General features: G+C 62.3%; 10 protein-coding genes. 3 read left to right on the top strand and 7 right to left on the bottom strand.

All coding sequences use genetic code 11. From position 1 onward, the window contains the following. Nucleotides 1-59: 59 nt before the first annotated feature. Nucleotides 60-2999 carry a TonB-dependent receptor gene (locus D618_RS0104990; protein ID WP_017670395.1) on the bottom strand — a complete coding sequence of 980 codons (2940 nt, stop codon included), beginning with the start codon at nucleotides 2997-2999 and terminating at the stop codon, nucleotides 60-62. A gap of 328 nt (nucleotides 3000-3327) precedes the next feature. Here D618_RS0104990 and D618_RS0104985 point away from each other — a divergent pair, with 328 nt between their 5' ends. Continuing rightward, entirely contained in the window at nucleotides 3328-3858 is a 531-nt protein-coding gene (locus D618_RS0104985) for a hypothetical protein (protein WP_017670394.1), read from the top strand. Between the two features lie 93 nt (nucleotides 3859-3951). Here D618_RS0104985 and D618_RS0104980 read toward each other — a convergent pair whose 3' ends face one another. From D618_RS0104980 to xseA, 4 genes are all read right to left on the bottom strand, one after another. Continuing rightward, the gene (locus tag D618_RS0104980) at nucleotides 3952-7110 is read right to left on the bottom strand and encodes a TonB-dependent receptor (protein WP_026091313.1); all 3159 of its coding nucleotides are present in this window, start codon (nucleotides 7108-7110) and stop codon (nucleotides 3952-3954) included. Nucleotides 7111-7339: 229 nt separating this feature from the next. Continuing rightward, complete coding sequence (locus D618_RS0104975) at nucleotides 7340-8119, bottom strand: M23 family metallopeptidase (protein WP_238550595.1); 780 nt, start codon at nucleotides 8117-8119, stop codon at nucleotides 7340-7342. A 151-nt stretch (nucleotides 8120-8270) separates the two neighbouring features. Then, a complete protein-coding gene (locus D618_RS0104970; protein WP_026091312.1) occupies nucleotides 8271-8474 on the bottom strand; it encodes a DUF2093 domain-containing protein in 204 nt (67 codons plus the stop codon). Between the two features lie 127 nt (nucleotides 8475-8601). Continuing rightward, nucleotides 8602-10059 carry an exodeoxyribonuclease VII large subunit gene (xseA, locus tag D618_RS0104965; RefSeq protein ID WP_026091311.1) on the bottom strand — a complete coding sequence of 486 codons (1458 nt, stop codon included), beginning with the start codon at nucleotides 10057-10059 and terminating at the stop codon, nucleotides 8602-8604. On the opposite strand from xseA, the gene purD reads away from it, so the two are divergent. Next, the gene (purD, locus tag D618_RS0104960) at nucleotides 10058-11326 is read left to right on the top strand and encodes a phosphoribosylamine--glycine ligase (RefSeq protein WP_026091310.1); all 1269 of its coding nucleotides are present in this window, start codon (nucleotides 10058-10060) and stop codon (nucleotides 11324-11326) included. The two genes, xseA and purD, sit on opposite strands and share 2 nt — an antisense overlap. A 27-nt stretch (nucleotides 11327-11353) precedes the next feature. Continuing rightward, nucleotides 11354-11806 carry a VOC family protein gene (locus D618_RS0104955; RefSeq protein WP_343207518.1) on the top strand — a complete coding sequence of 151 codons (453 nt, stop codon included), beginning with the start codon at nucleotides 11354-11356 and terminating at the stop codon, nucleotides 11804-11806. Nucleotides 11807-11824: 18 nt separating this feature from the next. Here the strand turns inward: D618_RS0104955 and leuB are convergent, their stop codons facing one another. Continuing rightward, nucleotides 11825-12886: a 3-isopropylmalate dehydrogenase gene (gene leuB / locus D618_RS0104950; protein WP_026091308.1), complete on the bottom strand. Its 1062-nt coding sequence runs from the start codon at nucleotides 12884-12886 to the stop codon at nucleotides 11825-11827. A gap of 81 nt (nucleotides 12887-12967) precedes the next feature. After that, entirely contained in the window at nucleotides 12968-13702 is a 735-nt protein-coding gene (recO, locus tag D618_RS0104945) for a DNA repair protein RecO (RefSeq protein WP_017670386.1), read from the bottom strand.

Genomic DNA, 13702 nt, shown 5'->3' with positions numbered 1-13702 from the left:
CCGGAATCCTTTCTACGACAATTCGGCCGCCTGCACTCGCATGCAGGCGGCCGAATGGATCAGAAGCGGAACTTCACAGCAGCAGCATAACGACGACCCAGAGCGTCATAGGTCGACGGGAAGACGTTACCGCTGTTGAATGCGGTCGAACCGATGTCGGAACCAACAACCTTCGGCTGGTTGTCCAGCACGTTCTGAACCAGGAAGGTCAGCTGAACGTTGTCGACAACATTCCAACGGAGCGACAGGTCGAAGTAATGCTCGGCAGGGATCGAGGTGAAGTCAGAGAATTCACCAACAGCCGGGCGGCCATTTCCGCCGAGGAAGTCACCCACGAACTCGGGCTCCAGTTCCACTGCGTCGATATAGCGCCACAGAACCGATGCGGTGAAGTCATCACCGAACAGGAAGCTGGTACGCTGGGTCCAGGCAAACTCAGGCTGGATCGATGCGCAGTTGACGCTGTAGAAGCCGACGCAATCACGGTTGATAGCACCCGGGAACGCCTGGAAGGTGTTCTTGTTGGTCCAGGTACCGTCGAACGACAGATTGATGCCGATGTCGTCAGTGATCTGCGTGTTGTAACGCAGGCTCACGTCGATACCGTCGGTTTTGATCAGACCAAGGTTCGAAGCCTGCAGCAGCAGACCACGGACTTCGTTCGGCGAACCGTCGAGACCACCGGTAAAGGCGCTACGTTCGATCAGCTGGCAAAGCGGGTTATTCGCAAAGCTCAGGTTTCCGCTGCTGTAGCAACCACCGATGATGTCACCGATCGCCGGCGACGAGATGGCGTCTGCAACCTTGATGTTGAAGTAATCAACAGTCAACGAGAAGCCCGGGATTGCCGACGGGGTCAGAACTGCACCGACCGTCCAGGTCGTGGCAGTTTCAACGCCGAGGTTCGGGTTGCCACCACCAGTTGTGTTGATCTGGCCAGCTGCCGGCGGAAGAATACCACCAGCATTGACGATTGCGGCAGGTGCACCCTGGGCAATACAAACCGCTGCAAGCTGTGCGTTGCCAACCGGCGCCGAACCCTGGCACGGATCGGTCGAAAGGTTGTCAAGGCCGGTGGTGACAGGAACGAACAGTTCACCAATGTTCGGCGCACGCGACGAACGCTGGTAGTTACCACGGATCGACAGGTCCTGGACCGGCGACCAGTTACCGCCGACCTTCCAGGTGAACTCGCCACCTGCAGTCGAGTAATCCGAGTAACGCGCACCGGCTTCAAGCACCAGGCTTTCAAAGAACGGGCGGTTTTCGATCAACGGAATGACAACTTCACCAAAGCCATCATAGACGTCATAGGCACCGTCGATGTCTGGAGCGGCACCGCCACCACCAACGACTTCACCGGGCAACTTCGACGCATCATCGCTGCGACGCTGCGCAGTGAACCGGCGATATTCGCCACCCATAGCGAAGCTGATTGGCGTTTCCGAGAAGCCCCAACCGAAATCACCGGTGATGACGCCCTGGGCCTGCGCCAGCGACGAACGGTCGATAACGGTCTGTTCGCCGGAGAACGAGAAGGCAACCATCTCAGGCGTAATCGATCCCTGCGGACCGAACAGATCGATGGGTACGCAACCATTTGCGGGGTTGACGCACTGGCCATTGGGCAGGCTCAACATGGCCTGCGACAGAGTCGTCAAACGCGCGAAGCCGGTCTGGCTCTGGATACGCTCACTTTCACCATAGCTACCGGAAACTTCCCAGTTGATGGTGTCGGTGATGCCACCGCGGAGACCAAGCATGTAATCGAAGTACGTGGTCGTGAACTCGCTGTCGCGCGTACCGGCTTCAGTCGTCCGGCGACGAACCTGGGTGCTGAACTCGACATAGTTCGGGTTGGCCGTGCCATCGGGCAGGGTCGGACCGAACTGCGAAGTGCGGGCTGCAGCGAACTGAGCTGCCGTCAGACCAAGGCCATTGGCAAAACGCTGGGCGATGGCATCGGGAATGAACGGGTTGTTCAAGTTGACGCGATAGGTGTTGAAGAACGATCCGCCCGGAGCGATGATCGTCTTGACGGAGTTCTTGGAGAACATGCCGCGCGTGAACACTTCAACGGCATCGCTGATTTCGTAACGTGCAGCACCATACATGCTGTAGCGCTCGAACGGCGTCTGGAAAATGTTGAACGGGTTGAAGTTGAACGGACGATCAAATGCAGTCACGTCGGTGCCAGCTTCGTTGATCTGGTTGCCCGGAATGCCGGGGCCGATGATCACGGCGGGCACGGCGGCCGAGGAACCACCGGGCTGGCCGGTAACCGAGCTGACGTTGAACAGCGAGAAGTCACGCGAGCCCTGGAAAACGGCATCCGCTTCCTGGTAGCCGACGCTGAACACGGCGTTACCGCGTCCATCATCGAAGTTCGCACCGATGGTCAGGTCGGCACGGAAGACGTTGCCGTCACCACGCTCGGTGATCTGCTGGCCGAGATTGGCTTCGATACCCGAGAAATCGCGCTTCGTGACGAAGTTGATAACGCCCGAGACAGCATCAGCACCATAAGTGGTGGTCGCACCGCCGGTCAGGATGTCGGTACGCTCGATGACAGCGAGCGGAATGTTGTTCAAGTCGACGCGGCCGGTCGAGTCAGCCGGAGCGACGCGACGACCGTCGAGCAGCACCAGGTTGCGCTGGCTGCCGACACCGCGAAGGTTGACGAACGAAGCACCACCATTGCCGTTGTTAACAGCCGAACCGATGCTGGGAACGGCGCTGGGCAGTTCGCGAAGGAACTGTTCAGCCGTGTTGGTCTGACGAAGATCGAGCTCTTCGGACGTCACAACGCTGACGGGAGCGGAACGGTCGAGGTTCGGGTTCGAAATCAGCGAACCGGTAACGACGATGGTGGCTTCCGCAGTGGCGCTGCCCTGCTCCTGCTCCTGGCTCTGCTCTTGAGCGAAGGCCGGGGTGGCCAGCGTTGCAGCGCCAACAAAAAGGCTTGTGCCAAGCAAGCCGAGCTTAAATTGTGTTTTCATCTGGAAATTTCCCCTTGATCGCTGCGCCTACCTGGCACAGCTAAACCCAGTTCAGGCGGGTTTTTTGCCCTACCATGGTGCCGGTCTACGCGATATTTTTGGAATGACGCAACCTTGGCGCGTGGAAATCCTTCGCTTTTCCCAAGGCTGTAGCAAAAAGGTCACACGCGCATCATAGTGGAGCTGGTTGCCTGCGATCCGCTGTGCGAGGCCTGGGAGATATCTGGCCAGTCGCCGAAAACCATTTCCCGTTTCGGCCACCTTGGATAAAGAGAAGGCGCTACGCACCAGTCCTGAAGGGTGAAATTTGATGTTGCACGGAAACCACATGCCCATCCTCTGCGCTGCCGTGCTTGCAGCCATGGCGGTCAGCGCACCTGCGCTGGCGCAAGGTCGCAACAAGCCAGCCCCGCCCCCCAGCCCCGAGTTGTTCGTCGCGCTGGAGTCATGCCGCACCATCGGCGATGCCACGCTACGGCTGGCATGTTACGATTCTGCTGCTGCGAAGTTGTCGGCCGCAGTCGATACCAAGCAGATCCTCGTGGTCGAGGACAAGGAGGTCGAGAAGACCAAGCGGTCATTGTTCGGTTTCCGCCTGCCTGACCTGTCGATCTTCGGCGGCAAGGACAATGACAGTGAGGCGGACAAGACACTCGTCACCACGATCAAGGCCGTTGGCCGCGCCGGAGGTGGCCGGTGGAACATCGCCATTCCCGAAGGTGCGGTCTGGCAGACGACAGAAACCCTGTCGACCAACCCAGCCGTGGGCGATGCGGTCGAAATCAAGGTCGGGGCGCTGGGCGGATATTTTCTGAAGGTTCGCAACACGCGTTCGGTCCGTGCCAAGCGCGTGGAATAGCCAGTCGGCCCAGCGGACCAAGGGCCGCTGACAAAAACACAAGAAAGGCGGCGCCCCCAAAGGAGCGCCGCCTTTTTTTGATCGATATTCCGATCAGAACTGCTTCTGAACGCTCACTGCAAAGCGGCGACCGAAGCGGTCGTTGATGGACGCGGGGATGATCACGCCGAAATATTCCTGACCCACGCGGTTCGTCAGGTTGGTCACCGACAGGGTCAGACGGAAGTCGTCCGGCGTCGTGACGAACACACTGGCATCGACCGTGACAAAATCCTTGTACTGGTCGAATTCACGCGTGTCGTTCGGCGAAGGACCACGGTTGAAACGTGAGGTCAGGAGTTCACCGGTATAGTTCACGTTTGTGATGAACCCGAACCCGTTGTTCGTGTAACGGAACCGGAACTGGCCCTGCCATTCAGGATCGTTCGTCCCGGTTGCATTGGTGCCGTCCGTGCGAGACGGTGCCACGCCGGTGATGTCGTTGATCCGGCGACGGACGTAGAACACGTCACCACCCAGACCAAGCTGTCCGGGAATGCCGATGCCTTCAAGCGAGGTCTGGTAGTCGACGACACCCTGAATACCGCTGAAGGAGATGCGCTGGCCGTTGACGAAGCCGGCAGTCACCGCCGGATTGGCGGGGTCGGCCGGTACCTGACCATTGGCATCGCGGCGGATGAACGAGCAGAAGTTGTTGCCATTCGCCGGATCGCTTGCGTCAAACGCTTCGTTGTCGAAGCAACCCGACGCGATCTGGGCCACGGTCAAGCTGGCGATCGGATTGTTGATTTTCACATCCAGGTAGTCGACCGCAATCGACAGTCCGCGAATGAAGCGCGGCTGCAGGACTACACCAAAGGTATAGCTGTCAGCCTCTTCATTGCCCAGATTGGGATTGCCACCGTTGCGGCCCGGCACAGTTGCCACCGCTGCAGCCAGAGGGGTTGCATCTGGGAACCGGTCAAGAAACGCGTTGCAGTTGCGCGCACGCGTTACGGGAACAGGACCCGCGTTGATGTTACCGGTCGAGCACAGGTCAGGAACGGTCACGAAGGTGTTCGTCACCGGCGAGAACAGTTCCGTGATCGATGGCGCACGGAACGAACGCGTGAAATTGCCGCGGAACGTGATGTCCTGGATCGGCGAAATCGAGCCACCAGCAGACCATGCGAAGAACCCGCCATTGACTGTGTTATCAACGTAACGACCGCGGGCGAACCCTTCCAGGCTGTGAATGAAGAAGTCATTGTTTGGCGTGATGAAAGGTACCAGCAGTTCCCCAAACACTTCGTTCAAGGTGTACTTGCCGCCGTTGGGGGCAATGGCAACCGACCGGCCACGACCAGCCTGCTGGAAGGCGCTCGGCGTGAAGGTGGCTTCTTCAACGCGGTGTTCATAACCGATATTGAAAGCGATCGGGTTGTTGAAGAGGTCGAATGGCGATCCGCCGACGTTGGCGTTGATCACCGTCTGCTGCAGCACGCTTTCCGCGACATTGTCCTGGATCACATAGGCCAGAGCCTCTGCAGAAGGTGCACCGCGCCCAAACAGGTTCAACGGGCGGCAGTTGGGGTCCGCGATAGGCGTGAAGCCTGGGGTTGCAAGAACCGCGGGCGTGGCCGTGCAGACAATCTGCCCATTGACCGTCGTCACGTTTACGGCATTCACGAAGTTCTGCTGGTTGATATCCTGCCCGAAGTCCGTGAAGTTGTTGCGTCCATAGTTACCCGAAACTTCGAAGTTGAAGTCACGATCCCCGATCTTGAATGCGCCTTCAAATCCGATGACGCCGCGATACAGGTCGTTGTCAGACGAACCGGTTCCGTCATTCAAATCCAGGTTGACGCGGCTGAGGCGGAACGTCTGGTAGCCGTTGGCCACCAGCAGGTTGCGCGCCTGAGCGGTCAGGAAGGGGTTGTCGACAGAGAACGTCAACGCGCCGCTGCCGCCGCCGAACAGCGTCGAGTTGAACGACTGCTGCTGAACGAGTTCGTTACCACGACCGTTGAAGAACGTGCCTTCGGCAAAGAAACGGATATTGTCAGTCACGTCGTAGTTGAAGAACAGATTGGCCGAAATACGACGGACATCGCTGGTGATCTGGTTGAAGTCGGCAAAGATGAAACCATCGCCAGCGGACGAACGCGATGCCCCCGACGTGATCGGGCCGCCGAACAGGGTACCGCGATTGAAGGGCACCAGTTCACCCGTGCGCGCGAACTGCACGTTGAAGTCTAGCGGGCGCAGGGCACCGATATTGGCAATCACGCCGTTGACCGACAACGACGGAATGCCGTTGCGGATCGTCAGGACCGAACCGGGGAAACCGTCTGTCTGGCTGTTGTTGAAACCAATGCCGGTATTCACACGGCCATCATTGAGGCCGATCGTCGCACCAGCAGGGCCGCGAATGGTGCTGACAAGGTTGGCCGTGGTGCAGGTGCCTGCCGTAACGACGGTGCAGGGGTTGGTCGCGAAGCCAGGGCTGGCACGCAGGAAGTCGCGGGCATTGGCAAGAACGCCGTTCACCTTTTCATATTGGACAGCTGCCGTCAGGTTACCCCGGCCACCGAACAGTTCGATACCGCCAGCGGCGCTGACGTTGATGCGGAAGTTGTCGCCTTCTTCGGTGATGCCCGATGTCGCACGCAGATCGAGGCCGGTGTAGCGCTTTTTCAGAATGACGTTGACGGTCGAAGCAATGGCGTCAGACCCGTATACAGGTGCGCCGCCAATGGCCACGCGGTCAACACGGTCAACGAGAATCGTCGGAATGATGTTGAGATCGACCTGTGTTCCAGGAGCAGCATTGCCGAAAATGGTGGCGACGTTGGACGATACCACGCGGCGACCGTTGATCAGCGTCAACGAACGGTTCGAGCCCAGTCCGAACGCGTTGATGAAGTTGACGCCCTGGCCAAACGAACCCTGCGCGCCGTCGGGCGTGACCGAACCGCGATAACCGGGAATTTCGTTGAGAGCGTCGGCAATGTTGGTCAGGTTGCGATCTTCAACATATTCGGACGTGACCGTCACGATCGGTTCTGTGCTGGCGAACCCAGGCAGACGAATACGCGAGCCGGTAACCACGATCGCAGCTTCGGTTTCTGCAGCGGCAGTTGGCGGAAGCTCGGTTGCCGCCTCGTCACGATCCGTAGCGGTCTGCTGCGCGAGCGCTGGCATGGACGAAAAGAGCACAAAACCGACGACTACGGGTGCGACCCCAGCACGTAAACGCGAAAATGTCTTCATTTTTGGACAACCCCTGTGCGAACCAATCCGGTTCTTCCGCAAAAAAACAGCAATCAGGGGTCGAAGCGCGACCAGATGTAACACCCTTCGGTCTCCCCAGACCTAAGGGCAGGTAACCGCAGTGCAAAAATATTGTAAAGCGAGCGTCCCGATACGCCGCCATTTTTGGGGGACCCTGTAACCTGAATGACACATTTACGAGTTGTTCAGAAACGAGCAAGTAACAAAATTACCGAACCACCCCCATCGGACCCACCAGAAGTTGCGGGTCGATTCTGGCGTCGTTCCACTTCATGCTCCAGTGGAGATGTGGGCCCGTGGCGCGGCCTGTCGCGCCGATTCGGCCGATCTGCTGACCCTGCCGCACGCGCTCGCCATCTTTCACATCGATAGCCGACAGGTGGAGAAACGCGCTGTTCAGCCCCATGCCGTGGTCGATCATCAGCAGGTTGCCCTCCAGCGAGAAGGGCGTCGGCGCGGCCAGGATGACTACGCCGTCAGCCGGCGCGATGACCGGCGTTCCCGCTGCTCCGGCGACATCAACGCCGCTGTGGAAGCTGCCTGGCTCGCCCGCATAGACACGCTGCGAACCGAAGATGCCGGAAATGCGTCCTTGCGCGGGCCAGATGAACGGCTGACGCCAGCCGCTGCTGTCCGATGCGCGCAACCGGGCGGCGGCAATCATGTCCAGTTCGGGCTTGCGCCGGGCCATGAAGGCTGCGCTGGGCACACCGCCGCGGGCAGCCACGGCAACATATTCGACCCGCCAGGATCGCGGCTCGATCGCCAGGGGTTCGCTCACTACACCGCCATCGCCAAAGCTGACGGTCAGCACGCCCAGCGACGGGGCATCGCGATGGAAACCCAGCAGGAATGCACCATCTTCGGCGATCGGTACCTTGACCCCGTCAAGGTCCAGCCCGGTCACATTGCGCGGCGCGGTGCCGCGCAGCAATGCGCCCTGGCTTGGTGCGCCCTCGAGGCGAATACCGCTGGCGAGCGGACGCATGGTGCCAAACGGCCGCTTGAGGAAGTCCGGACCATCGGCCTGGCTGGCGGTGGTTTGGACTGGGGGCCTGGCAGGCGTGGTTTGTGCCGTCACCGGACCCGCGAGCATCACCGCAGCCACGCCAGCCAGAAGCCGCCCGCATATCATCGGATCAGCGCTGCCCCAGAGCGGCGCGCACCGATATCTCGCAGCTGGCATAAGCCTCTTGCCGCTCGACGCTCCAGTAGCGCAGCTCTTCCAGATCGATCTTGTGGCCGGTTTCAGCGCACAGCACGTGATCGCCGGCGCTGAGCAAGCGAAAGCCGTTCGCCATATAGTGCACGCGGGCTGCGCGATCGCGGTTGGACATCAGCATCGTTTCGAATTGCTCCATCGGGTATGAATTGCAGCTTTACCAAGACGCGACCCGCCCTGCCTGCAACCACTCTGGGCGCAGGATAAGCGAATGTGGCCCCCGGTGCAAATCTGCGGGACGGGCCCGTTCACAGAAAGCTGGGCTGGCGCGCTTCGGACGGCTTGGGCTTGGCGCGCGGCGCAGGTGCCGGCACCGCGCCATCGACCGGCGCGACATCGAGCGTCCCATCGCGGAAATGCAGCGTCAGCGCTGGCTCGCCCGTTGCCGATGCCTTGTCGATCAAGGTTCGGCCATCGCCGCTGGTCACCCGCGCATAGCCGCGCTGCAGCGGCGCATCCGGATCAAGCTGCGCGAGCACCCGCTCCAGCCCGGCAAGCCTTTCCCCTGCCCGCCTGGTGATCCGTTCCAGCACCGCCGGATCGAGCGTCAGTCGCGCCAGCCGCTCGCGCGCCAGCCCGGCGCGGGCATCCAGCACCGCCGGGCGCAGGGCGCCGGACGCGCGCGCCAGAGTGCCGCGCGCATCGGCGAGCCGCAGCCCCAGTGCAGCGCGAAGCCGTTCGCCCAGATCATCGGCGCGCTGCTGTTGCGGGCTGAGCAGATCCTGCAGCTTGGGCAGCCTCTGCGCCCGCGCCTCGAGCCGCTCGCGCGCCAATGCCTGGCTGCGGTTGATCGCCCGCGTGGCACGCAGTCCGAGCTCGCCAAGACCCGCGAGCAGATCGGCGCGCACCGGCACCGCCATCTCGGCTGCAGCAGTCGGCGTCGGCGCGCGGCGGTCGGCGGCGAAATCGGCAAGCGTGGTGTCAGTCTCATGCCCCACCGCGGAAATCACCGGGATGCCGCTCTCGGCGATCGCGCGGACCACCGGCTCTTCATTGAACGCCCAAAGGTCCTCGATCGAGCCGCCACCGCGCGCGACGATCAAGAGGTCGGGCCTCTCGGCTATCGGCATCGCGCCGAAGCCGCGCACCGCCGCTGCCACCTGCGCCGCAGCGCCCTCGCCCTGCACCAGCACCGGCCAGACCAGCACATGGCTGGGGAAGCGGTCGGCCAGCCGGTGGAGGATATCGCGGATCACCGAGCCGGTCGGCGAAGTCACCACGCCGATGGTGCGCGGCAGAAACGGCAGCGGGCGCTTGCGCTGCTGGTCGAACAGCCCCTCGCCCGCCAGCCGCGCCTTCAGCTTCTCGAACAGCTGCATCAGCGCGCCTTCGCCCGCGAGCTCGAGCGATTCGATGGTGATCTGATACTTCGAGCGGCCCGGGAAGGTCGTCAGCTTGCCGGTGGCGATGACGTCGAGCCCGTCTTCGGGCGCAAAGTTCAGCCGCTGCGCGGTGCCCTTCCAGATGATCCCGTCGATGACCGCCTTGTCGTCCTTCAGCGCCAGATAGCAATGCCCCGATGCGGCACGCTTGAACCCCGAAATCTCGCCTCGAATCCGCACATGCCCGAAACGATCCTCGACCATGCGCTTCAATGCGTTCGAGATTTCCGAAACTGACAGCGGCGGGGCGTTGTCGCCCGCCGCCATCTGGGCTAACAGCCCGCCCGAACGCGAATTGGCATCATCTGAAAAGGGGTCGGGCATGAATATCCTGTTGGTGGGGAGCGGCGGACGCGAACATGCCCTGTGCTGGAAATTGGCGCAATCCCCGCAGGTCGAAAGCATCTTCGCCGCGCCGGGCAATCCGGGCATCGCAGAGCATGCGACCTGTGTCGACCTCGCCGTGACCGATCATGCAGCAGCTGCGGCATTCTGTGCCGAGCAAACCATTGGCCTGGTCGTCATCGGCCCCGAAGCGCCGCTGGTCGATGGCCTGGCAGACAGTCTGCGCGCCGCCGGAGTGCCCGTTTTCGGACCGTCCGCGAAAGCGGCGCAGCTGGAAGGCTCCAAGGGGTTCACCAAGGCGCTGTGCGACCGCGCCGACATCCCGACCGCACGCTATGTCCGCGCCAGCCATGCGGCAGAGGCGCGTGCGGCGCTCGCCGATTTCGACCTGCCGGTGGTGATCAAGGCCGATGGCCTGGCTGCGGGCAAGGGCGTGATCATCGCCGAGACCGCCGAGGAAGCGGACGACGCGATTGGTCATATGTTCGCGGGTGCCTTCGGCGAGGCCGGAGCCGAGGTGGTCATCGAGGAGTTCATGACCGGCGAAGAGGCGAGCTTCTTTGCGATTACCGATGGCAGCGCGATCGTCGCGTTCGGATCGGCGCAGGACCATAAACGGGTGGGTGAAGGCGATACCGGGCCCAACACCGGGGGCATGGGTGCGTACAGCCCCGCGCCGGTGCTGACCGCCGAGCTAGAAGCCCAGGTGATGGAGCGGATCATTGCGCCGACCGTCGCGACGCTCGCCGCCGAGGGCATGCCCTATTCGGGCGTGCTGTTCGCCGGGCTGATGCTGACCAGCGAAGGGCCCAAGCTGATTGAATACAATTGCCGCTTCGGCGATCCCGAGTGCCAGGTGCTGATGACCCGTCTGCAGAGTGATCTGGCCGAATTGCTCCTCGCGACCGCAAAGGGCGAGCTGGCAAACTGCCCCGCTCCCCGGTTTTCGGGCGACTATGCGCTGACCGTGGTAATGGCCGCCAAGGGCTATCCCGGCACCCCCGAAAAGGGCGGCGCGATCACGCTGGGCGATGTGGGCGACGCGAAGGTGTTCCACGCAGGCACCGCGCTGAAGGACGGCGCATTGGTCGCCAATGGTGGCCGCGTGCTCAACGTCACCGGTACCGGCAGCTGCGTGACCGAGGCGCAGACCGCCGCCTATGCAGCAGTCGATGCCATCACCTTCCCCACCGGCTTCTGCCGCCGAGACATCGGCTGGCGCGAAGTGGCGCGCGAACGAGGTTGAGCCGCCTCCACTCTCCCGCGATATAGGATGTTCAGTGGTATCTGGACGGGCTCTGCGCTATCATTCAGGCGTCAACCGACCATGCAGAATGGAGCGGGCATGAGAGACTGGAAACCCCCAAGCTACCCATCGGTGAGTCCCTATTTGATCTGTCCTGAACCCGAACGGGTGATATACTTTCTGATAGCGGTTTTTGGCGCGTCACTCCTTCGCCGCTTTGACCGACCCGATGGTTCGCTGATGCACGGCGAGGTGCGGATCGACGATAGCATAGTGATGATAGGCGGCGGCGCGACAGACTATCTGTCGGCGGAGGTCCATCTCCATGTCTATGTCGCAGACGCTCAGGCCGTTTACGATCGCGCGATGGCGGCAGGGGCTGAGGCGGTTCAGCCGCCGATACGCAAAGCCGCCGACGATGATCTCAGGGGCGGTTTTCGCGATCCGGCGGGTCACCTCTGGTGGGTTGCGACCCAGTAAAGATCAGGCCAGTAGAGATCAGCCCAGCGCCGCGAGCACCGCGTCACCGATCGCGACCGTGCCCATCGTCCCGCCGAGATCCGCGCCCAGCGCGCCTGCGTTGAGCGCAGTCGCCACCGCCGACTCGATCCGCGCGGCCTCTGCCTCCAGCCCGAAGCTGTGGCGCAGCATCATCGCAGCCGACAGGATCATCGCGACCGGATTGGCGAGGCCCTTGCCCGCGATGTCGGGTGCGCTGCCGTGGATCGGTTCGTACGCGCCCTTGGTGCCGAACGCGGTCTGCTCCGCGCCCAGCGACGCCGAGGCAAGAAGGCCGATAGAGCCGACGCACATGCTCGCCTGGTCGGACAATATGTCGCCGAACAGGTTGCCGGTGACGATGGTGTCGAACTTGCCCGGTGCGCGGACCAGCTGCATCGCGGCGTTGTCGACATACATGTGCTCGAGCGTGACATCGGGATATTCCGCCGCCACCTCGATCATCACATCACGCCAAAGCTGCGAGGTTTCTAGCACATTGGCCTTGTCGACCGAGCACAGCCGTCCCGAACGACCTTGCGCGGTGCGGAACGCGACATGCGCGATGCGGCGCACCTCGCTTTCGCTATAGGACATGATGTCATAGCCCTCACGCTGACCGTCGCTGGTGGTGCGCATCCCCTTCTCGCCGAAATACACATCGCCATTGAGTTCGCGCACGATCATCAGGTCGATCGCGCCCGCGACCTCGGGCCGCAGCGAGCTATGCGCCTCCAGCCCCGGAAACACCTTGGCGGGGCGCAGGTTGGCGAATAGCCCCAACTCCTTGCGCATCCCCAGCACCGCCTGTTCGGGGCGCAGATGCCGCTCCAGGCCATCGCAGGCGGGATCGCCCACCGCGCCGAACAGCAGGGCATCGCTCTCGTGCATCAACGCGAGCGTCTCGGGGGGCAGCGGGTGGCCGTGGACGCGCCAGGCCGCGGCGCCGACAAGGCCATCGTGCAATTCCACACCCGGCAGGTTGAGCGCGCGCAGCACGCGGACGGCCTCGGCCATGATTTCCGGACCGATGCCGTCGCCGGGGAGAATTGCAATTTTCATGTCGTGTTCCTGTCTGTGATCGCCGCGCGCATAGCGTCCGGCGGCGCATTCAGGCAACATTGTTTTGCGCGAAGCGAGCGATCAGCCCGCGATCCGCCTCAAGCGGTCGATCATCATCACCCGCGCCGCCAGCGGATCGGCACGGCGTTCGGCAAAGAACTGACGCTCGATGAAATGCCCGGTGAGTGCAAAGCCCTGCAGCAGCTGCTCCCAATCGGGCTCGGCATCACTGGTCATGAACGCGGGCAGCACCAGCAGCTTTTCGGCATAGACTCCGGCGGCGTGCAGCGACACCGCGCGCCCGGTGCGCGGGCTGACATAGGCCAGATCCTCGCGCTCGCCGGTGACCGCACAGCGTTGCAAATCGAGCCCGAATCCGAGTTCGGCGAGCAGCAGCGCCTCATACCGCACCATCGCCTGCGCCCACCAGCGCGCCGAGGGGGCAACACAAACCAGTTCGAGCAGCGCGGCCAGCGCGGCATAGAGCCGGGGGAAAGGCTGATCATCGGGCGCGACCGTCGCGGTCAGCAACGTCACCCACTCGAACGCCGCCGCCGCCAGCGGCTCGGCATAATAAGGCGCGCGGCTGGTGGAAAGCTCGACCGTCAGGCTGGCAAGCTGATCGGGCGAGCGACTGCGCAGCTCTGCGGTCACCAGATTGGCAGGCATCAGCACGGGGCGCATCGCTGTCGACCGCCCGCCCTGCACATAGCCTGCCTGCAGGCCATGCTCGGGCGTAAACAGCCGCGCCACCGCCCCATGCTCGCCATGCTTTCGCACCGTGCAGACGATCGCGGGGGTGCGGATTATGGGCAT

Source organism: Blastomonas sp. AAP53 (assembly GCF_000331245.1).
GTDB lineage: Bacteria > Pseudomonadota > Alphaproteobacteria > Sphingomonadales > Sphingomonadaceae > Blastomonas.
The sequence above is the reverse complement of the archived record's forward strand: the minus strand, read 5'-3'. Positions and strand labels throughout refer to the sequence as shown.

What these genes read in the sequence shown, in the direction of transcription:
- D618_RS0104990 (WP_017670395.1), bottom strand. Translation starts at nt 2,999, where the DNA reads ATGAAAACACAATTTAAGCTCGGCTTGCTTGGCACAAGCCTTTTTGTT.
- recO (WP_017670386.1), bottom strand. Translation starts at nt 13,702, where the DNA reads ATGCCCATAATCCGCACCCCCGCGATCGTCTGCACGGTGCGAAAGCAT.
- D618_RS0104980 (WP_026091313.1), bottom strand. Translation starts at nt 7,110, where the DNA reads ATGAAGACATTTTCGCGTTTACGTGCTGGGGTCGCACCCGTAGTCGTC.
- xseA (WP_026091311.1), bottom strand. Translation starts at nt 10,059, where the DNA reads ATGCCCGACCCCTTTTCAGATGATGCCAATTCGCGTTCGGGCGGGCTG.
- purD (WP_026091310.1), top strand. Translation starts at nt 10,058, where the DNA reads ATGAATATCCTGTTGGTGGGGAGCGGCGGACGCGAACATGCCCTGTGC.
- D618_RS0104975 (WP_238550595.1), bottom strand. Translation starts at nt 8,119, where the DNA reads ATGCGTCCGCTCGCCAGCGGTATTCGCCTCGAGGGCGCACCAAGCCAG.
- leuB (WP_026091308.1), bottom strand. Translation starts at nt 12,886, where the DNA reads ATGAAAATTGCAATTCTCCCCGGCGACGGCATCGGTCCGGAAATCATG.
- D618_RS0104955 (WP_343207518.1), top strand. Translation starts at nt 11,354, where the DNA reads ATGTTCAGTGGTATCTGGACGGGCTCTGCGCTATCATTCAGGCGTCAA.
- D618_RS0104970 (WP_026091312.1), bottom strand. Translation starts at nt 8,474, where the DNA reads ATGCTGATGTCCAACCGCGATCGCGCAGCCCGCGTGCACTATATGGCG.
- D618_RS0104985 (WP_017670394.1), top strand. Translation starts at nt 3,328, where the DNA reads ATGCCCATCCTCTGCGCTGCCGTGCTTGCAGCCATGGCGGTCAGCGCA.